Origin of the sequence: Halobaculum sp. EA56 (assembly GCF_051195075.1) — an archaeon.
In the GTDB taxonomy this organism is placed as follows: domain Archaea; phylum Halobacteriota; class Halobacteria; order Halobacteriales; family Haloferacaceae; genus Halobaculum.
In genome coordinates, this window is the sequence record NZ_JBNTJX010000007.1 from 155,689 (window position 1) to 175,401 (window position 19,713).

At 59.3% G+C, this 19,713-nt stretch carries 14 protein-coding genes and 3 pseudogenes; 9 read left to right on the plus strand and 8 right to left on the minus strand.

Annotation, left to right across the window (positions count from 1 at the left end; all coding sequences use genetic code 11):
* The first annotated feature begins 71 nt into the window (after nt 1-71).
* The 6 genes from ACQUQ1_RS13605 (at nt 72) to ACQUQ1_RS13630 (ending at nt 6,588) form a co-directional block, all read left to right on the plus strand.
* On the plus strand, nt 72-1,247 hold the full coding sequence (locus ACQUQ1_RS13605; RefSeq protein ID WP_435064846.1) for a sensor histidine kinase: 1,176 nt from the start codon (nt 72-74) through the stop codon (nt 1,245-1,247).
* A 128-nt stretch (nt 1,248-1,375) separates the two neighbouring features.
* The gene (locus tag ACQUQ1_RS13610; protein ID WP_435064847.1) at nt 1,376-1,771 is read left to right on the plus strand and encodes a hypothetical protein; all 396 of its coding nucleotides are present in this window, start codon (nt 1,376-1,378) and stop codon (nt 1,769-1,771) included.
* A gap of 127 nt (nt 1,772-1,898) precedes the next feature.
* Entirely contained in the window at nt 1,899-2,585 is a 687-nt protein-coding gene (locus tag ACQUQ1_RS13615) for a bacterio-opsin activator domain-containing protein (RefSeq protein WP_435064848.1), read from the plus strand.
* A 172-nt stretch (nt 2,586-2,757) separates the two neighbouring features.
* Nucleotides 2,758-5,376, plus strand: coding sequence for a PAS domain S-box protein (locus ACQUQ1_RS13620; RefSeq protein ID WP_435064849.1), 2,619 nt, complete (start codon nt 2,758-2,760; stop codon nt 5,374-5,376).
* 143 nt (nt 5,377-5,519) lie between these two features.
* Nucleotides 5,520-6,239, plus strand: a complete 720-nt coding sequence (locus ACQUQ1_RS13625) for a hypothetical protein (RefSeq protein WP_435064850.1) — start codon at nt 5,520-5,522, stop codon at nt 6,237-6,239.
* Nucleotides 6,240-6,330: 91 nt separating this feature from the next.
* Entirely contained in the window at nt 6,331-6,588 is a 258-nt protein-coding gene (locus ACQUQ1_RS13630) for a zf-TFIIB domain-containing protein (RefSeq protein ID WP_435064851.1), read from the plus strand.
* Nucleotides 6,589-6,658: 70 nt separating this feature from the next.
* On the opposite strand, the gene ACQUQ1_RS13635 is transcribed toward ACQUQ1_RS13630, so the two are convergent.
* The 3 genes from ACQUQ1_RS13635 to ACQUQ1_RS13645 all read right to left on the minus strand — a co-directional run bounded on the left by ACQUQ1_RS13635 (nt 6,659) and on the right by ACQUQ1_RS13645 (nt 10,867).
* On the minus strand, nt 6,659-7,696 hold the full coding sequence (locus ACQUQ1_RS13635) for a hypothetical protein (RefSeq protein ID WP_435064852.1): 1,038 nt from the start codon (nt 7,694-7,696) through the stop codon (nt 6,659-6,661).
* A 266-nt stretch (nt 7,697-7,962) separates the two neighbouring features.
* A complete protein-coding gene (locus ACQUQ1_RS13640) occupies nt 7,963-8,868 on the minus strand; it encodes a DUF7139 domain-containing protein (protein WP_435064853.1) in 906 nt (301 codons plus the stop codon).
* 724 nt (nt 8,869-9,592) lie between these two features.
* Complete coding sequence (locus tag ACQUQ1_RS13645; protein ID WP_435064854.1) at nt 9,593-10,867, minus strand: RNA-guided endonuclease InsQ/TnpB family protein; 1,275 nt, start codon at nt 10,865-10,867, stop codon at nt 9,593-9,595.
* A gap of 362 nt (nt 10,868-11,229) precedes the next feature.
* Between ACQUQ1_RS13645 and ACQUQ1_RS13650 the strand changes: the two genes are divergently transcribed.
* Entirely contained in the window at nt 11,230-11,469 is a 240-nt protein-coding gene (locus ACQUQ1_RS13650; RefSeq protein WP_435064855.1) for a hypothetical protein, read from the plus strand.
* A gap of 11 nt (nt 11,470-11,480) precedes the next feature.
* On the opposite strand, the gene ACQUQ1_RS13655 is transcribed toward ACQUQ1_RS13650, so the two are convergent.
* The 3 genes and pseudogenes from ACQUQ1_RS13655 to ACQUQ1_RS13665 form a co-directional block, all read right to left on the minus strand.
* On the minus strand, nt 11,481-12,719 hold the full coding sequence (locus ACQUQ1_RS13655) for an RNA-guided endonuclease InsQ/TnpB family protein (RefSeq protein ID WP_435064856.1): 1,239 nt from the start codon (nt 12,717-12,719) through the stop codon (nt 11,481-11,483).
* 1 nt (nt 12,720) lies between these two features.
* Nucleotides 12,721-13,125, minus strand: a pseudogene (gene tnpA / locus ACQUQ1_RS13660) (IS200/IS605 family transposase).
* 247 nt (nt 13,126-13,372) lie between these two features.
* The gene (locus tag ACQUQ1_RS13665; protein ID WP_435064857.1) at nt 13,373-13,801 is read right to left on the minus strand and encodes a hypothetical protein; all 429 of its coding nucleotides are present in this window, start codon (nt 13,799-13,801) and stop codon (nt 13,373-13,375) included.
* 265 nt (nt 13,802-14,066) lie between these two features.
* Between ACQUQ1_RS13665 and ACQUQ1_RS13670 the strand changes: the two genes are divergently transcribed.
* Nucleotides 14,067-14,558, plus strand: coding sequence for a hypothetical protein (locus ACQUQ1_RS13670; protein ID WP_435064858.1), 492 nt, complete (start codon nt 14,067-14,069; stop codon nt 14,556-14,558).
* A 114-nt stretch (nt 14,559-14,672) separates the two neighbouring features.
* On the opposite strand, the pseudogene ACQUQ1_RS13675 reads toward ACQUQ1_RS13670, so the two are convergent.
* Nucleotides 14,673-14,807, minus strand: a pseudogene (locus ACQUQ1_RS13675) (hypothetical protein); the annotation flags it as partial.
* Between the two features lie 1,181 nt (nt 14,808-15,988).
* Here ACQUQ1_RS13675 and ACQUQ1_RS13680 point away from each other — a divergent pair.
* Complete coding sequence (locus ACQUQ1_RS13680; RefSeq protein WP_435064859.1) at nt 15,989-16,912, plus strand: NAD-dependent epimerase/dehydratase family protein; 924 nt, start codon at nt 15,989-15,991, stop codon at nt 16,910-16,912.
* An 84-nt stretch (nt 16,913-16,996) separates the two neighbouring features.
* On the opposite strand, the pseudogene ACQUQ1_RS13685 reads toward ACQUQ1_RS13680, so the two are convergent.
* Nucleotides 16,997-18,247: pseudogene (locus ACQUQ1_RS13685) on the minus strand (RNA-guided endonuclease InsQ/TnpB family protein).
* Nucleotides 18,248-19,713 lie beyond the last annotated feature (1,466 nt).

Below are 19,713 nucleotides of genomic sequence, written 5' to 3' on the forward strand. Positions count from 1 at the left end.
GCCGCGAACGCTTCCACCGTTGATCAAGGGGTCTCCCGAAAATCTATCTTCGTGGCGACAATTGATCGGATATGACTTTTGAGTCCACGCCGTCCACGACCGAAGGATATTTTGCGGATTTGTATCGTCTGGCGAGTTCCGACGAGCTGGGGCTCGAAGAACGGATCGAGCGTGCGATCGAGATCGGACGTGATCGTCTCGGGGCAAGCAACGGCGTGTTGTCGTACACTGCGGACGGAAAGTACGAAGTGGTGGCTTCTACGATCGACTCTGGGACGTACGCTCCTGGAGGCGTGAGTGCTCTCGAGGACACATGGTGTCGACACGTAACGGAACGACGCAAACTAGTCGGCTTCGCCGATGTTGTCGGCTCCACATACGCCGACGACGTGGCGAGGGAGACGACGGGCCTCACTTGTTATATCGGTGCCCCGGTCGTCGTCGACAACGAGACGTACGGGACGCTGTGTTTCTCCAGCGAGGACCCACGAACTACAGAATTCACGGAACCTGAGCGACAGTTCGTTGAGCTGCTGGCTCAGTGGGTGTCCTACGAACTGGAACGCGACAGGCATCACAGGGAGCTCCGGGTACAAAACGAACGTCTAGACGAGTTCGTCGGGATCGTCGCTCACGACCTTCGAAACCCGCTCTCGACTATCACGGGATACACAGAGCTCGCGATCGAAGCGGCCGAAGGCGAGCAGGCGGAATTTCTCGCCCGAGTCAAATCCGCCGCCGACCGAATGGACCGGCTCATCGGGGATCTCCTCCGGTTGGCCCGCGACGGGGGTGACGTCGGCGAACGAGAGCCGGTCGATATAGCGGCGATAGCACAGCAGGCGTGGTCGTTTTTCGCGGACTCCGACGCCTCGCTGATCGTCCGAACCGAGAAGACGATCTACGCGAACCGATCACGCCTCGAACAATTGTTCGAGAACGCCTTTCGAAACGTCGTCGAACACTGTCCTCCGGGTACGACCGTCGTCGTCCGGGATACCGACGACGGGTTCATGATCGAGGACGACGGACCGGGAATGCCGGAGGCGCTCGCCGCGTCGCTATTTTCGTCGGAAATCGACCGTGAGGTGGCCCTAGGACTCGGACTGCTCATTATCGAACGCGTGGTGAACGGCCACGGCTGGGATGGCGAGGTAGACAGTGATGACGGTGGAACGACCCTCGTCTTCCGAGGGGTCGAGGACGCGGAACACTCGGGGGCCGGGCAGATCGGGGAACCCACGTGACGGCGTCGCGGGCGAATAACTGACGTTCGCTCGACTGCTCTCATTCGGCCGACGCCAGCGAGCGTGTTGCTGTTCCTGTGGACACGAGTATGATTGTCGAGAACGTACTCGTGTAACAGGGTGCAAGCGTGACCCGAACAAAGGTCGACGACGTACAGATCACCGAGCGTGCGACCGAGCTGAACGTTCCATCGGGCGGCGAACTGAGCAGCACGTGGATCTGCCCCGAGGAGACGTTCTGTTCCGATGGATCACTCGCGGCAGGACGCTTGGCCGCGATCGTCGCCGATGAAGGCGCATTGTCTTCCTTCATCGACCGTATTCAGATGTGTCCGACCCGGCGAGATCCTATCGAAACCGTAAAAAATGGTAATACAGACGCTCGAAGCACACCCACCGGAGCGACAGATTTGTCACCGATCGAAGTGTTAGATGGATTTTATGTGGAGCGAGCAGGAGGATGGCCGCTGATTCGTGCGAGCGGAACGCAAACCGCTTGTTCGGATCACCACAGGGGCACGTAACGTTTCTCGCGCTGAGGAATTTCTTTCAGGACCAAGAGCTCGTTTCGGACGCGACCCTGGAACTCAAGAACACGTAATTCACTACAAACCAGTAGAAATATCCGGTACTACCCACTGTACACAGGAAATGGCTGAGAGGGCGGACCAGACGGACCGAATGGTCGAAGTAGAGTTCGCCTTGTCGGATCCCAGCAATCCGATCGTTGGGCTTTCCTCGGGTACTGCGGGACGGGCGGAACTCGTCGAAATGCTTCCGGCCGGCGCTGGAAGATACACCGAATACTTCACCTTATCAGGGATATCGACGAAGGAGATTCCGGAGATCGATGCCGATAACGATCCGATCGATGCAACTGTCGTGACCGAACGCGAGAACGGAGGTCTCGTCGAGATCGTGGTCGGCGACAGCTGCCCGGCCGTGACCCTGACCGAGTTCGGGGCCATCCCGAACTCGGTCACAAGTTCCGAGGGAACCTTACAGATCACTGCGAGCGTACTCCCGGAAGACGACACGACCGAACTCATCGATGCGTTCCTGACAGACTATCCGACGGCGGAGCTGGTGGCAAAGCGAACCAAAACTAGCGACCGGCCGGTGTTTTCCGGGGTAGACATCCGAGAGACGATCAGCTCAGCGCTCACCGAACGGCAAGAGGAAGTACTCAGGTGCGCACTGGAAGGAGGCTACTACGACCAGCCTCGGTCGACGACCGCTGCCGAACTCGCCTCGGAGTTGGGGATCTCCCAACCCACGTTCAGTCAGCACTTGCGCTCCGCAGAGCGGAAGGCGCTCTCGGTAATATACGACGACTGATCCTTTCAGGAGGGAACTGACGGACGGAGTTCGAAGACCCTCTACGGGAGGACAGCTGCGATCTCGATTTCGTCCTATTCGAACCGTCCGGCAAACAAACAACCAAGTGTGACCGTCGGCGTTGTGTGTGTGGAAGTAGATGTTTCGTTCCTCTGTTCCCACAAGCGACCCTTTGGATCCGTACGTCGATAGCACGTACGGGAGCAGTCAGGAGTTCGAGGGCATTCTCGATCGCCTCGCCGAGGAGACGAGGAGTTCGTTCAGCGAGACGACCACTATCGAGGACTGTCCGCTCGATCTCGCACCAGGAAACGGGCGGGGGGCCGTCGTGTTCGCGGCGACGACCGACGCGATCCCGACGGCGATCGACCGACCGACGCTTTGGGTCGCGCGTGACCCGAGCACCGCGGCGGCCGCCATCGATGCGGGGGCGCTCGATGCGCTGACGTGGGACCCAAGCGACGGAACCGATCTTCTCGTTCGAAAACTGTCGCAGTTTGTCGCTGACTCCGACGACCGACGGACCACCACATCAGGGGAATCACCGGGACTAGACGACGATCGGAGCGATCGGACGGCGTACGAATCCCTGGTGAAAACGATCGGGGACGGAGTGTATCTCCTCGATACCGACGGCCGGTTCACGTTCGTCAACGACGCGCTCTGCGAAATGACCGGGTACGATCGTGAGGAGCTTCTGGGCTCGTCCGTGCACCTGATCAAAGACGACGAAACCGTTAAAGAGGCGGAGGAAGCCCTTCGCCGCCTTCTGAGCGAGTACGACGGGGACGCTCCCGGAGAGACTTCCATTGCCAAGCTCGACGTGGAACTCGTGACGAAGGAGGGTCGACGGCTCCCGTGCACCGACCGGATGACGCTGCGTCCGCTCGAGAACGGGTCGTTCTCCGGAACTGTCGGAACGCTCCGAGATATCAGCCGTCAACGGCGGCGCGAGCGGATCCTGAACAACTTATTGGAAGCCGCACAGGAGATGGTCGGCGAGGCGACAACAGAGGGCGTCGCCGAACGTGTGGTCGATGTCGCGATGAATACGATCGAAGCCGACGGTGCGGTCGTTCGCGAACACGATCCCCGGACCGACGAACTCGTGCCCGTCGCGGTTCCTGATCCAGTTCGGGATCTCCTCGGAAACCGTCCCCGATACGACGCCGACGAAGGACCCGTGGGAACCGCGTTCACCGAGGGACGATCGGTAACGGTCGACGAGTTCGATCATCTGGACGTCGACCCTGGCAAGACCGGAATGTATCTTCCGATCGGTGACTCGCGGACGCTCAGCGTCGGGTTGGATTCGAGTGATCAGGTGACGGACGACGAGCAGCAGTTTCTCAAGCTCCTGACGACGACTGCGGAGTCGGTGTTCGACCGGGTCGAGCGGGATCAGGAGCGCCGTCGATACGAGGCGATCGTGGAGGCGGCCGATGACATGCTCTTCACGCTCGATTCTGACGGGAACTTCACGCTCGTCACGGAGTCGTTCGCCGCGATGCTGGGACTGAACCGCTCGGACCTCGTCGGTAGGCCGATCGACGAGGTTCTCGTGGACGACGATATCGGTCGATTCGAGACCGAAACGGACGAGGGTATCGAGACCGAGACATCGCTTCTCAGTCACGACGGGACGGAGGTGCCCTGTCGGATCTCGGTGACTCCGATCACAGACCCTGTGGGAAGCGGTTCCGTCGGGACAGTTCGAGACATTCGTGAGCTCCGGCTGGCCGAACAGGAAGCCTCCCGACAGCGCCGTCGGTTCACCGAGCTGTTCGACACACTGACCGATCCCCTCGTTGAGGTGACCGTCGAAGACGACGCGACGACGATTCTCACGGCGAACGCTCAGTTTGCCGAGCTCGCCGGTCTCAACGAGTCAGAGTTCCGCGACGCGGCGGTGGCGAACGTTCGAGAGGCGCTCCCGTCGGCGATCGTTGATGCGCTCGACGCGATCAAGCCGGACACCGCCGACATCGAACGGGAGGTCCGCGTCCGGACGCCGAACGGTGTTCGATTCTACCTGCTTCGGAGCGTGCCGTATCAAACAGAGAACCGGTCTCGTGCGTTCGTGGTGTTGACGGATGTGACGGAGGTGAAACAACAGAGCACGCATCTGCGTGTGCTCCACCGGCTGTTACGACACAACCTCCGGAACAAGACGAACGTGATCCACGGACGGGCGGAGCTCGTTCGAACACGGACCGACGATCCAGAGATAGACACACATGCCGCCGAGATCGAGACGGCGAGCCGGTCGTTGGTCGACGCGAGCGAGACCGCACAATCGATCCAAGAGGTGTTGCAGACGGGTGCAGTCGCTCCCGATCTACTGTCGGGAGAGGCAGTGGAGCAACGTCTCGAGCGCAAAGCGAGCACGATCGACCCTTCCGAACGCGCAGTGCGCGTGTCCGTTTCCGTCGACCGGGAGATCCCGTATGACGACGCGATCGAGCGAGCGATCGGGGAGCTGCTTGAGAACGCCATCGAGTTCGGTACGCCGTCTCCGGATTCGACTGTCGATCTCGCTGTGTCGGAGCTCACGGATGGCCTCGTCCGGTTCTCGATTGCCGACGACGGGCCGGGGATCCCGGAAGCCGAGTGGACGGTCGTGGCCGGCGACCGCGAGATCACCCAGCTCCAACACGCGTCGGGGATGGGGTTGTGGCTCGCGAAATGGGTCGCCGACAGCCACGGCGGCGACCTCAGGCTCCTCTCGGCGGATGAAGACGGGACTACGATCGCGCTCGACATCCCGGTCGAGACATCGGCTCGCGAGTGACCGGCTAGTTCCCGATGAACGGCCACGTAGTCGCTCGAGTCGGACCGAGAGTCACCGGGTACGCTATCGGGTCGTCGTGTCCTCCGTTCCGGAGGAAACGACGAGAGACTAGTTCTATACGAACCCGACGATCACTGTCATACATGCCCGATATTACGTTGTCCGACGATCAGATCGAGTACCTCGACTCCCTCCGCGAGTGGATCGCCGAGGAACACGTCGGTCCGTACGGCCACGTGAGGATGCGCGACACGGTCCAGTTTCTAATCGACCGACACGAACGAGAGGACACCGTCTCCAGAGACAGCCTCAGACGCGTCGTTGAAGCGTGTCTCTCCGAATACACGTATCAGGAACTCCAGTCGCTGGCCGCTGAGACGGCCGGTGTGGAACCGGGCGGCAAGGCCGAGGCGCTCCGTTCCCGGCTCGTCGACGCGAGGGTGAACGAGGTTCTGGACGACGAGGCGACAAACAATATCGGCCCGACAGCGACGATGTGTCCGACTACGAAGGACGATTCCGAAGCGAATGTCACGGAGCGGACGGACACGGACGACTCTCTTGAGACCGAAAACGGCGAGAGCGTGGGCGGAACCGAGGACGCGGAGGGTGACGGTACCAGCGACGACGACAGTGGCGACTCGATCGAAACGGGACGGGACACCAACGATGGAGGGACAGCCTCGGGTGAGGAGTCCTCACGGCTCCAGCGAATGATCGGGCTCTTGGACCGCTACGATGACGTTTGGGAAGAAACCGATAGTGACGAGGGGAAATACGCGGTCACGCTTCCCGAGGGAGGGACGCGGACCGTCCGGACAAAGGACGATGTCCGCGCGCTGTTGTTTCGGCACTACGATTGACTCTCACTGTGAACTGCCTCGGGGTCAAGCCCCGAAGCACTCGGCCTGCTCCGCCTGTAGATTGATTACTGTAGGGTGCCCGACCGAACGCATGGACTGTCCGCGATGCGGTGCGTCGCTCCGGACGTTCCGGCTGTCAGGAAGCGAGTCGGTCGTCTGCGAGTCCTGCTCGTATGTCGGCGTGTCGACCGACCTGCGGCCGGAATCCGGGACACGGCCGGAATCGTGGGAAGAAGCTCTCGACCGGTTCCGTTCTTCCAAAAACGTCACCGAACGTGCTGAAAATCTGCCCTCGGCGGACGACCGCTCGGAATCGGACGACGAACACATGAACGACCGCCTGGAGTAGCCTCGAATCTGACCCGTCGGTTCGAATTCCCGGACGCTCGTCCCGGACCCGGACAACGCGAACGAGACGGTCAATCCTCGGTTGTCGCCTCTGCCTCTTCCGGTCCGGTGTCGGAGCTCCCCGGTACTGTTCCTTCCTCGGAGCGAGCCGCGACGAGCGCCCCCCGTGCGACACTGTACATCGGTTCACGCGCACGTGTGACACCGCTGACTGTGAAGGGGATGTTCGATTCGGCCAGCCGTTCACGGAATAGTTCCTCGAAGCCATCGGGACTGGAGGTCCCGCCGGTGACCACGACCGGAACATCTAGTCCCTCCTCGACATCCTCTTCGTCGACCTCGCGGACGATGTTCTCGACGACATAATCCAGCAGGTTGTCGTAGTAAATAGAGACGGCGCCCTCGACGCCGCCGATATCGCTCTCGAAGTCGAGCTGGAAGTCGTCCTCTTTCGTCGAGGTCACCTTGTCGACGGGCGTCCCCGTCGCCTGTGCGGCCTGCTCGTCGATCCAGTCGCCACCACGCGCGATCGAAAACCGCATGACCGGCACCGCGTAGTATGCCAAACAGACGTTCGTCATTCCGGCCCCGAAGCTGATCCCGAGCCCGGTGAAATCGTTGTTCGCGAGTTCCGAATAGATGACCGCCATCCCCTCGTTGATCGGCTCCGGGTCGTACCCCATATCGCTGAGGATGGCCTCCAGCGTTTTCTGGTGGTACAGCGTCGATAGTTCGGAGTCCATCGGGTCCGCCGGAGTTGAAAAGAACAGCACTTCGCCCTCATGAGCGGGCTCGCCGACGACCTGTTCGATGATGAGCTCGATCATCGGGATCGCCGACTGCTCGTCGCTCGAGAGGATGCCGTGTTGCATCGGCCGGCGCGTCTCGGTGTTGAAGATGTTGGCGAAGTTGAGCGCGTCGTCGCCCACCACGTACACCTTGTCTTCCTTCTTGATATGCAACACCTCGCTGCGCGAGAGCATCTGCTCCGCCATGTCGCTGTAGTCCAACTCGACGAACGAGTTTCGTTGTTGAACGAAGACCGTTTCATCGCCCTCCTGACGAGCTGAGAGGATGTTCATCGTCCCGACGTCAAGTCCCTTAGCCATAGTCGGATAGATGTCTCACACGTTATAAATCGGTCCCTGATAATTTCATATATAGCCGTATTGAGTCCGGTTGTGGCGATAAACGGGGTCTGACCGGCATACAGGGGAGGCATCCGGGAGCGATCACCAGGGCGATGACCGACTTGGCCGGTGTGAACAGGATGTTAACGGAATTAACGGGATTCACGAGAAGTAACTGTACAAACCGGTGCCGCCTACCTCCTGTGTCGCCCCGGTTCACCTCCGACGGAGACGTCTCGTTGTTCTCAGACACCGAGCATGTCGCGGAGGCGTCCTACGAGGCTCGTTCGCTGCGCTGACTCCGTTGTATCGTCACGTTCACGGAGTTCCCGGAGCGCGTTCGCCTGCTCGTCGGTTCCCTCACCGGTCGCCTCCTCGGACGTCCCTCCTCGTAGCTTGGTGAGCCCGTCGACGGCATCGACGACATCCGAGCCTGTCGAACGACGTTCAGTAGCGCTTGCGGTATCCAAGCCCGATCGATCGATATCAGATGTATCCGTCCGTATCTTTGGTCGCTTGGTGTCGTCTTTTTCGACGCCGCCCCACGAGAGCTCCGCGTCAGACCTCGCCTCGTCGATGTCGGACCTGACTTGCGCGTCAGTTACCGTTTCCGAGTCGTCCGGTTCACCGTCGGTCGCCGACGAGGGACTCGTCGAACTCGCCCGTCGAATGTAGTTGGAGACGAGCGCCGCACCGACGGCAGTGGTCGCGAGAACGACACCAACCGCGTACACTGTCACACCGGTCGCGCTCGCATCGGGACCGGGTGCGTTCCAGTTCTGTGGATAGTTCACGACGAACAGGCTGACCGCACCGAGCGTGACGAGAACGCCCCCAGTGCCGCCGGCGAGCGCCCGCCGGTCGCTCGGCAGGAGCACAACGACGCCGAGTAGGAACACCGGAAGCGCTAACATCGACAGGGAGATCGCGATCTCTCGAAGTTGCCAATACAGACCTGGACGCGGCGGAAGCGCGCTGCTCCAGAGAAACAGCAGCACACCGACGACGCCCATCGAGATCCCGCCGAAGAAGAAGCTGAAGCCGACGTACACGTCGGATAGTTGGTCCGGTTCGCCGAGATAGCGTCGATACAACCGAAGCAACCGTCTCGTCAGTAAGTCGTGCTGCTCCTCGTTGGGGCCCTGTGACATGGATCAGAATATTACATCAGGCACCATGACTGTTGGCGATGACCCGGCCTCGACGGTACGGAACTGGCAGTATCGGTCGGGTCCAGTATATATTCGTCAGTCCTCTGGTCGGACGACAAACGACGAATGCAGAACGGTCTGGATGCAGAGACCCTAGTGTCGATCGGGACTAGCGTGTGTACCACGTTTCTTGACTTGACGGGTTCTCTACAAATATCGACGAAACACTCCGGTCGTTGAGCTGAAAGCTGGCGCTGTCTCCCCTTGCTCGCTCCCGTTAGTCGCTTGCTGAGGACGGAGGTTTAATGTTCATTTTTTGGCTAGATGCACCATCCGAACGCTCGGTCAACAAAGGGTGTCAGGTGTTAACGGGTGATTCGCCCGATACTGCCGGTGTTCGATCGCCGTTCGGCGAGCGGCCCGTTGCGTCCCCCGCATCCGGGGCATACCGGATACCCGAGATCGTCGTACTCGATCCCGACTGACGGTGCAGAAGCACCGCAACTCGAGCAGGTGAACACGGCCCGGTCAGTGGGACTCATTGACACATCATGGTTGCTTTTCTTATTTAATTGTATGCCGGTTGTGCGCCAGTCGTCTGACATCAGAGTGAGTCGCAGTTCATTCGTGTGGGAAACGGGTATCCGACTCCCGCATGTCTGGCGATCTCCGATTGACATCCTCCCCGCGCTAAAGCGCGAGGATTCCCGACCGCGTTGGGATATTACGGTTCGCGGTTCACGACCTGTTCTCGTGGGGCGAAACGACCCTCACTGCGGTCGAACAGATGAACCGCTGGCTGTGCCAACCAGCCGTTATCCCTATCTCCGCCGTCCGTGGCGAGACTCGGGAGTACCTTCTGTCGAATGTTCTCCGCACCGTTCACGTCAGCGTTCGCAACCGTGTCGCACGCCTCACAGACGTACAGTCCCCGTTCAACACGCTGATTGCCCTCGGTGTGACCACACGCCGAACACGACTTCGACGTATCGCGTTCCGACACAAACTCCACGTCGATACCTTCGGCTTCCGCCTTGTAGTCGAGTAGCGTGGTGAATCGGTCGAACGCCCACCCGTGCAAGTCGAGATTTCCGTGGTCGCCCCAATTTCGAGACTCGCCGTTCTCATCGTCTTCGCGGATGCCGCCGAGATCGCCAACCACAAGCGTTCCGACACTCCGTTCGACGCACTCCTCCACGATTGCTTTCGAGAGGGCGTGCAAGAAGTGCGTCCGACGGCCCGTTCGCTTGCGGTCGAGACGAGTCGCCTCACGGGACGAAGAATCGTCGCAGTTGGCTTTCTGCTTCGTGAAGTAGTATTCGTCCTCTTTGAGTGCGCCACCGGGATACAACACCGAGTCACCGCCGAAGGAGACGGCGGCGACGTTGCAAATCCCGAGGTCAACACCAGCCACGTCGTCGCCCGGTGGTTCCGGGTCGATAGTGGTGCGACAGACGAATTGAAGCCGCCACTCGTCGCGTTTGTAGACGGCACGAACCTGTTGAATGTCCCACCCGGTCAGGTCAACATCCGGGCGCGTCTGGTACTCACACAGGATGAAGTCCGAACGGTGGTCTTTGAGGTTACGGCCTTTCGAGAGGCGGACACGGGTGAACTGTGCGTCGTGCTTGAAGCCAGCCGCTTTGAACGACACAGTTGAACGTGGATGGGAGTCTCCGCGTTTACGGTAGCCGGGCGGTCGAGCACGGTCGTCGCCGTTCCGACGCTTGCCGGACCAACCGGTGAACGCTTCAGCGAGTTCTTCGAGAACGCGCTGACTGGATTGAGAATGTAAGTCCGTGTAGCGTTCGTGGCTTTTGAGTTCGGCTTTGAGTTCCCCGTCATCGGGAATCTCGCCCGTTTCGTCCCACCGTTCTTGTGCGTAGTAGCGACCGACGTTCCAGAGTTTTGAGGCGGCCCATCCGAGTTGGTCGAGGTTGTCACGAACCTGTTGCTGGTTCGTGATTGTGGCCTCGAAGGTTCGGATGGCTCGACTCATATCTGACTTCATAACTGGTTATGAACAGTGTTATATTAATAGCGTCGGTTGGCGTGGAATATCCGGCCTTGCCATCGACGGTGGGTTGTGTAGGAATTGTCGGCTGTATCCCCGCCCTGAAGGGCTGGGTTTTAGCCTTGAGACTTCCATAATAGATATAATATATCGACTCTGGATAGATAGAATAATATATCTCAGTTGCCAGATTCAGGTATGGATTTTCGGTTCAATTGCGGCTGTGGAGACGTCGTATCCGACTTCACCCGGGGGAGTGGTGAGATCGCCACGCGCGCTGAATGCGATGAATGCGGTACCGTGTTCGCAATAACTGTCACGCCGATCAACGAGGAATTCGACGAGAAGTGAAGGTGTTCGTCTGGTGGGCCCTCTCACCGTTTCTGCTTGACCCGGCCATCCGAGCGTTTGAGGTCATCACAGTTCGGGCAGGCACGAGGATCGTCGATCTCATTGGGGGTGAACACCCGAACGTACCGTCGGGTGACGTGGCTCCCGCAGTTCTGGCACTCGGGCACACGTTGACACTAGCAGTGGATATAAAAATAGTATCGGCAAGGGGGAAGCATCGACCGTTCAGCCGGTGAACTCCCCTACCCTACTCGACGGCTGACGGCGTTCGCTCCGTGAGGGTAGGGCTTCCTGCTTCCACGACGCGCTTTGCAGATACAGGCGTATCCACAGGGAGCGCAGTCTCCACAGGCGTTGATTCGGAGTGTCCCACTCCTACGTCTTCGAGGCCGCGAGAACGGGTGTTCCGTGCCGCATTCGCGTCCCTGTCCGCCTCGAACCCGCAGGCAGGACAAGAATGTTCACGGACCCATAGCGGCTTCTCCGTCGAGACGCCGCACGCCGCGCACTCTTTCGTCGTCCCGCTCGGGTTGACCGCCACGAAGTGCGTTCCTTCACGGTCGCGCTTATACTCGAGTAGTGAGAGGAACGTTCGCCACGCCGCCGACGCCGCATTGCGACTGTTCGACGGCGATTCCATTATCCCCTTCACGTTCAGGTCTTCGACCGCCACGAGGTCGTATTCTCTCGCGTAGTAGTTCGAGAGCTTGTGCAGGAAGTCGCGGCGCTTTCGTCGGGGGTCGGCGTGACACTCCGCAACGCGCCGTCGTTGCTCCTCGTAGTTGTTTGACCCGTACTGTTTGCGCGAGAGCGTCCGTTGCTCGCGTTCCAAGCGGTCGCGCTCGCCGGAGAGGTCGAGCGACCCGACTGCCGTACCGTCGGTGTCGTGGGCGTACGTAAGAATCCCCACGTCGATGCCGACGCACTTTTCGGGATTCTCAGGCGGCTCGGGCGGTTCGTGGTCCATTTCGACGCCGAAGGTGGCGAACCACTTGCCCGTCGGTTCCTTCTTCACCGTGACCTGCTTGAGTTTGGCGTCGTCGGGGATGGCGCGGTGGAGCCGAATCGGTATGTCCGCGAGTTTCGAGAGTGACAGGACAGTCTGACCGCCCTTCTTGTCGAGCTTGAAGCCAGACTGGCTGTACGTGAAACTGCGGAACTCGCGTGGCGGCTTCCACGTGAGTTGGCCGACGCCGTAGCCGTTCTTCTTGAGTGCGGAGAGGCTGTTGAGGTTGTCGAACAGGCGTTCCACGACGGTTTGGAGAACCTTCGAGTACACGTTCGAGAGGCCGTCCCACCACTCCTTGAGGTCGGGCAGTTCCGACCGCAGGGTGGTCATGGACGGCAGTTCGCCGTGGTCGTCTTGGTACTCGTTGAGTCGGTAGTGCGTGTGGTTGTAGAGTTGCCTACAAATGTCTCGGTGGCGGTCCAACTCCTCACGGTGGGCGTCGGACGGCGTGAGACGGTACTTGTAAGCGTAGTACATTCTACTCGCGTTGGTTCTCGACGTACTGGTTCAGCACATCCAGCGACACTTGCCCCGTCGAGATGAGGCAGTACGAATCGTTCCAGAACGAGTCTCACCACAGTTCGGTCTTCAGTTCGTCCGCGTACTCATTGCGGATACGGCGGGCGGTCGCGCCCTTGACCGTGTTGATGAACTTCACGAGGTCTGTGGTTGGTTTCCCTCGGAACAGGATGTGTACGTGGTCGTCCTCGCCGTCGAGGTTCGTCAGTTCGACACCGTAGTTGTCCGTGAACCCGCTGACGACCTCGTGAATGAATTGGGTTCGCTCCTCGGTTAGCACTCCGCGCCGATACTTCGTGGTGAGTATCAGGTGGTAGTGCAGGGAAAACGTCGAGTGTGCTCCCGAGTCGAGATCGTATTCTATTGGGTTCGGTTAATACTATGCTACCCTACTGCAAAAACGGTGCGATTGCGTGGGCCTGTGGGCCTGTCACCGAATCGTGTATGAGAACTGCGCGGCGTTCACGAGAGCAAAGCTCTCGTGTGCGGACGAGACGCTCCGCGTCTCGTCAACGCTGTATCCCCTCCCTGCTCGAGCCTCCCGTTCGGTCGGCGCTCGCTGAGGAAGGGGCTTAGCGCCTACTTTCAGCTAAACGCTGGAATCGTCGGGTTCAGGAGTCCATCTCAGGTTGGCTCTTCCACGGCGCGTGAACCGGGTCGACGGTCGCTCTCACTGGTTTGACCGGTAACTGTGCCCGGGCGGTCGAAACACCCGCGGCCACGTCCTGCTGCTTGCCGGCTACGTGTGTCATGGCTACCAGAGGATGAACGCTTGAGGGCTCCTCGTGCGCGTACACCGCGATCCCCTCGTCCCCGTCATCGAACAACATCACGTGCACCTGCCGCCGAGCGAGCGGCGTCCGACGATATGCCCACGATCCGAGTTCTTGGACGCCCGTCCATCGTTTTACCCGAGCGAACGGGTTCCGAACGTATCCGGTCGTCCAGAGGTACCGCTCAGCTTCCGCAAGCGACATGGACAACGTTCCGACGTACTCGGCGGAAGTGATCTCTCGGGGACCGAGTCGCTCGTCGACCACCTCCCCGGCAGTTTGTGAGGCGAGCCGACGAAGCGGTTCGATCCATCGACTCTCAGGCCCGCGACTCCAGCGAACTGGGATCCCATACGAGTGAACGAAGCCGATCGTCGCGCCGATGGTCGCGAGGGCGGAACGCAGGCAGTGGCCGATGCGAGAACCCATGTTGACGGGATATCTGACGAGTCCCGATCGTACGGAAGTACCGGTTCCTTACGTTCAAGTGACTTTTTATTCCATCCGGGTCACATACACCCCAGAAAACTCAATGATCCCGTGGCTCGATCCCGCGACGATCAACGTTCTCATCGGGGCCGCAGTCGCGCTGTTCAGTTCGGCATTTCTCAACTGGAACCAACGTCGAGTCAGACGCGACCGGCTTCGCCGGTCGATCCTCTTCGAAGTCGACTACATTAGCGGTATTCTCAACGACCTGATAGACGACGAGCGGGGCGAGTGCGTCATAGATGACACCGATCGGGCACTGTTGCGTCTCTCGCCGGACATGCTGGAGGCGGATCCGACACGCCTGAGCAAACTCACGACACGAGAGATCGAACCGATCTACGAATTCTACGAGGAGGCACGCAGCGTACTCATCGAACTCGAGCGCCCCGGCGACGAGCCGGACCCGGAGCGCCTGTATGTACATGCACAGCGAACGGTCGACTGCGCTGACCACGTTCGTGGCAACATGCGTCGGAGCAGACTATCTCTACTCACCGAGTGGTACAAGAGCGTCGATGCCGCCCGACTGTGAGCGACCATGATCCCGATTATTCAGAACGGCAAACTGGCTCGGGACCTTTGTTGTCAGCAAACGCCGATTCACACAGATTCGAGGCGGAAGCCCACGACTTTAGTCGTAGGTAACTTACTGTACAGTCGACCTGCAGAGTTGCTTGTATAACGCTGAAACAAGCGGCTCGATCTCACTCCACTCCGTTCCTCGGGAAACTGTGGCCGCCTTTTTATCCCACTTGATATATCCTGCCTGTTCGAGTTTCGGAAGGTGAACGTGATGGAGCGCTACCTGGAGATCGCGATAGTTCTCCCGAAACAAGACATCGTATCGAACCTCAACCGCGCGCTCCCGTCGTGATCGTTCATACATCGTGAAAAGTATCTGACGACGGTAGGAGTCCGACAGTATTCGTAGTGCGTTGTCGACTCTCCCTCCCTCCCCAGGGGTATCGGCCATAGTAACGGTTAGTGCAATTACATTATTTATATTTTTTGTATTCAATTATATATCCAGAGCGGACAACACCCAACTGAGTAACTTTCTCCGCGGTCGCGACAGGCACGACAGGGAGTTCACATGCAGCGTCAGAGCACACGTCGGTTATCGTTTTATTAGGTGGTCTGTAATCGAGTACCGGGTACCCCACCCGTAGCCCCTGACAGTCTCCCCTCTCGGGTGGGAGTACCCGCCTGTTCCGTCCCGCTCCGCATTCGAATGTTATTCTCCCTACACTTAATGGGTTTGGTACCAGTTGACATTTCCCGTTCGGGAGAGGTAGTCGTTGGAAGGTGAATCGTGAGACTGCGGCCGCTATCGTGTTTGTATCTGTATAAAGAAACCCGGAGTAGCCCTCGAAGCGCTTGTTTTGCTTGCTTGTCGAACACGGAAGGATTGGATACCATATCCTCTCGACTGTTCTTAAGCAACCGATACTTCTATTTTGTATGCGTCGCATCGCCGAGTTGTGTTGGGTCCCGCGGCACCCAGCACATCGCCGTCCTCACACGGTCGAGCGCCCACGTTCCCCCGGTTCATCGCCCCACCCCCCATCCACTTCCTGGCGGGATAGAGCGCCCGGCCGTGCCCATCCCCCTTTTTGATTCGACACCGACGCTGCGCTACGACGTGTTCCTCACACACGCGTGTCAGGTACGGAAGTTGGCGGGTCAAACACTCAAGCATCCACGCGAGCTCGGTGAATCAATGCGGCTACCGTCACCGGAGCCGTCCGTTTCGTGACATCCTCCCACGACTGAAGTCGTCGGTTTTCTCGCCTAACCTTTGAATTCTCGACCGTCGAGGACCGCTTCATTGGTGGCGGGAATGTCCGGGAGGTTCGGGAGTATCTCGTGAGTATACGTATTCCTCCGCCGAACGCTAGTCTCCGAACCCGAAACGTATCGAGTTCACGATGATTTAACTCGGTGACACAATACTCGCCGGCTATGCAGGACAATCGCGTGCTGGTGACGGGCGGCGCCGGGTTCATCGGATCGAACCTCGCGAATCACCTCGCCGACGACAACGACGTGATCGCGCTCGACAACGAGTATCTCGGTACGCCGTCGAATCTCACTGACGACGTCGAGTACGTGAACGGGGACGTGCTCGACGACGACCTTCCCACCAATGTCGACGTGGTGTTCCATCTGGCAGCGCTGTCCTCGCGCCAAATGCTGGAGGAGAATCCTCGTCAGGGCGCCCGCGTTAACATCGAGGGGTTCGTTAACGTCGTCGAGCAGGCTCACGATGACGGCTGTGACACGGTCGTGTACGCCTCGACATCATCGGCGTACGGCAGCCGGACGGAGCCCAGTCCCGAAGACATGGATCTGGAGGCGTCGACCGGCTACGACGCCTCGATGCTCGGACGCGAGCGCTACGCCGAGTACTACAGCGACTTCTACGACGATCTCACCTGTGCGGGGATGCGGTTCTTCTCCGTTTACCAGGGCTACGGCGGCAACGAGGAACACAAAGGCGAGTACGCCAACACCGTCTCACAGTTCGCCGATACGATCGCTCATGGAGAATCACCTGTCCTGTGGGGAGACGGCTCCCAGACACGCGATTTTACGCATGTTAACGACATCGTCAACGGGCTCGTTACCGCGGCTGACCACGAACTCACGGGTGTGTACAACCTCGGCACCGGCGATCCATACTCGTTTAACGAGATGGTCGGCCTGATTAACGACGTGCTCGGTACGGATGTCGAACCCGTATACGAGCCGATTCCGCTGGAGAACTACGTCCACGACACGTGTGCGGACATCTCGAAAATTCGAGCAGCGACGGGATGGGAACCCGAGATCTCCTTTGAAGAGGGAATACGACGCGTGTGTGCCCCGTATCTCGACGACCAGTGACGCTTGATTGACCCTGCCCGGAGTGACATCCTCCTCGCGGTAAACGGCGAGGCTTCCCCTACCGCGGGTGGGATATTTGACGGTCTACGACACGACTTGTTCTCTCGTGTGGAACATCCCGCTCTCGCAGTCGAACAAGTATGTCGATGGCTGTGCCACACAGCCGGTACTCCTATCCTCGGCGTGAGGACTCGGAGTTATCTTCTGTCGCATATTCTCCGCTCCGCTGCAATCCGCGTTGGCTACCAACTCACATGACTGGCAGACGTACAGGCCACGCTCGACACGGTTCGCCTTTGTGTCGTCACCACACTTCGAGCAGGTCTTCGACGTGTTCCACTCGTTCTCTTTCAGTACCTCGACACCACGTATCTCGCCTTTGTATTCGAGATACTGGTAGAGGCGGTCGAACGCCCACGAGCGCAACTTCTTGTTCCCGGTCTTTCCCCGATCTGAGTCACGAACGTTCACGGGCCAGCTCACTGCGAGCGTGCCAACACCGCGTTCGACACACTCGGTGATGATGGTGTCCGTGAGGGCGTGGTAGAAGTGCGTCTCGCGGTCTGCGAGTTTCTGTCGTGCCCACACCGACTTCTTCGACGGGCCGTTCTCACCCTCTGTGTCGTACTCCGTTCGGGTGAAGTAGTGCTTGTCTTCTTTGAGCGAGTTGCCCGGGTAGAGGACGTATTCGTGGGGGAACGCGACTGTGGCGATGTTCGTGATGCCGAGGTCGATCCCCGCCACTTCGTCGCCTGCTGAGTCGTTGGTTTCGAGTTGGAGCTTACAGATGAAGTGCAGTTCCCACGCGTCACCGTTCCAGACCGCCCGAACGTTCTGCACGCTGTTGACTTTCGAGAAGTCAGTGTCGGGACGCGTCTGGTACTCACAGAGCAGGAAGTCAGACCAACTCTCTTTCAGGTTCGATCCTTTCGAGAGCCGGACGCGGTCGTTCTTGGGGTCGTGCTTGAAGCCGTCTGTTTGGAACGTGACCGTACTCTTCGGACGAGTATCGTCGTGTTTGCGGTAGCCGGGCGCATTCGCCGTGTCGTCCTTGTATCGCAGGTCGAACCATGACTGGAAAGCGTCGGAAAGTTCTTCGATGACTTTCTGACTGGATTGTGCATTCAGGTCTTTCCCGCATGATTGGTTCTTCATGTACGCTTTCAGCACACCCTCGTCCGGGGGTTCGCCGGTTTGGTTCCAGATGCGGTCGGCTGTCCAGCGTGGGACGTTCCAGATCGTCGAGGCTGAATCAGCGAGCGAACCGAGGCCATCGCATACCTACCGGTGGTTCTGGATGGAACCAACGTAGGTGCGAGTGACCTCAATCACCATATATAACCTATGTAGACATACATATCTAATGGCGTGGATTGGCGTGGAATATCCAGTCTGCCATCGACGGTGGATTGTGGAGAGGTTGTCAGATTCACTCCCGCCCTGAAGGGCGGGATTCTCTCCCCCGCAGAAAGATAGGAATCGGTCCGGAAATTCCTCGGTGGATCCGCTATGCTTCCCGGAATTCGATTTCACGCAGGCTGTACGAGAAACACCATTATCCGATTTTCTGACAGATTGCCTGAGTCGTTCGAATTCGCCGAGTTCGAACTCGAACGGATCAGACCGTCCGAAATCACCGGAAGGAGCCCCGATCCTCCCGTCGTGACCGACAGATCCAGGTCAATATCCGCCACGGTCGAGATCGGCCGGCGTCACTCGACCGGAGTGACTATCCACGCCCTCGTCCGGCGGCGATCGTCCGGTGCGCGCGACGCCGATTCCCGTCGAATCCCTGGAGACGGGGCCCGTACGTGGGGTTCGCTCAACTACATGCTCGGACAGATCGTCGGATCGGCGGAAATCGCCGGAGGATCCCCCCGTGAAGACCGTCTGATGATCATCCGTCGCTCGGTGGTGACCCCGGAATCCGACAGTCTTCCGTCCCGCGTCGATACGCCTGTTCGTTCCACCTGAAACGATCGGCGATATATCAGGTGTCGACCGATGAGGTGCATTGATGGTATACGGACGAAACCACCTGTGAAACCTCCCGAACTGTCGATATATCGAGGGGGGGCTGGGTACCGATCCGACGGTGGATGTCGACGATACCACCACTTCTGATGGAGATATTGATACGACTGTCGCGTCGTTCGTTCGGTCGAATCGGCGAAGAAATACCACTATTCTGGGGGGAAGAAATCCCTTCAGGGAAGATACGTTGATTCGAACCTATACGATATATGATTTATTTCCCGAACGATCAATGTGCGTCCAGCCTGGGTCGAGAGCGGCGCTCGCGGCCGAGATCGGGAGCGAGCGGCGGGCCGTCCGGCGGGAACCCGAACCGTTCCTTCCGATCTCGAGTGCAGGGTTCGAACGGAGATTCGCGGAAGCGAGCGTCTCTCGTGACGATATCCGAACCGTGACCGCGTTCGCCGTCCCTCCCGATCGTCGGGGGATGGAGTGTAGGGATACGTTCGTTTCCGTCACCGTCAAGGCGGCTCGTCTTCGCACCGTTGCACACGGGTAACATCGGATCCCGCCGGACGACGGATCCAAGGGAGGAACTCGGTGTGCGCCCCGGAGAACGCGACACGGAGAGCGGAACTGACGGATGCGAAGGTGTCGAACCGGTCCGTCTCGATCGCTTCCGCCTGTGTTCCCGTGGCGAGTACACGAGCTGGTGGCCGCCCGGCCACCGCGATCGATTCGGACGGATAAATACGACGGGGAGGCTCTGTTGAAATCCTATTCTTCGGATAGATTTACAGCTGAAACAGCCTGTCGATAAGAACTGC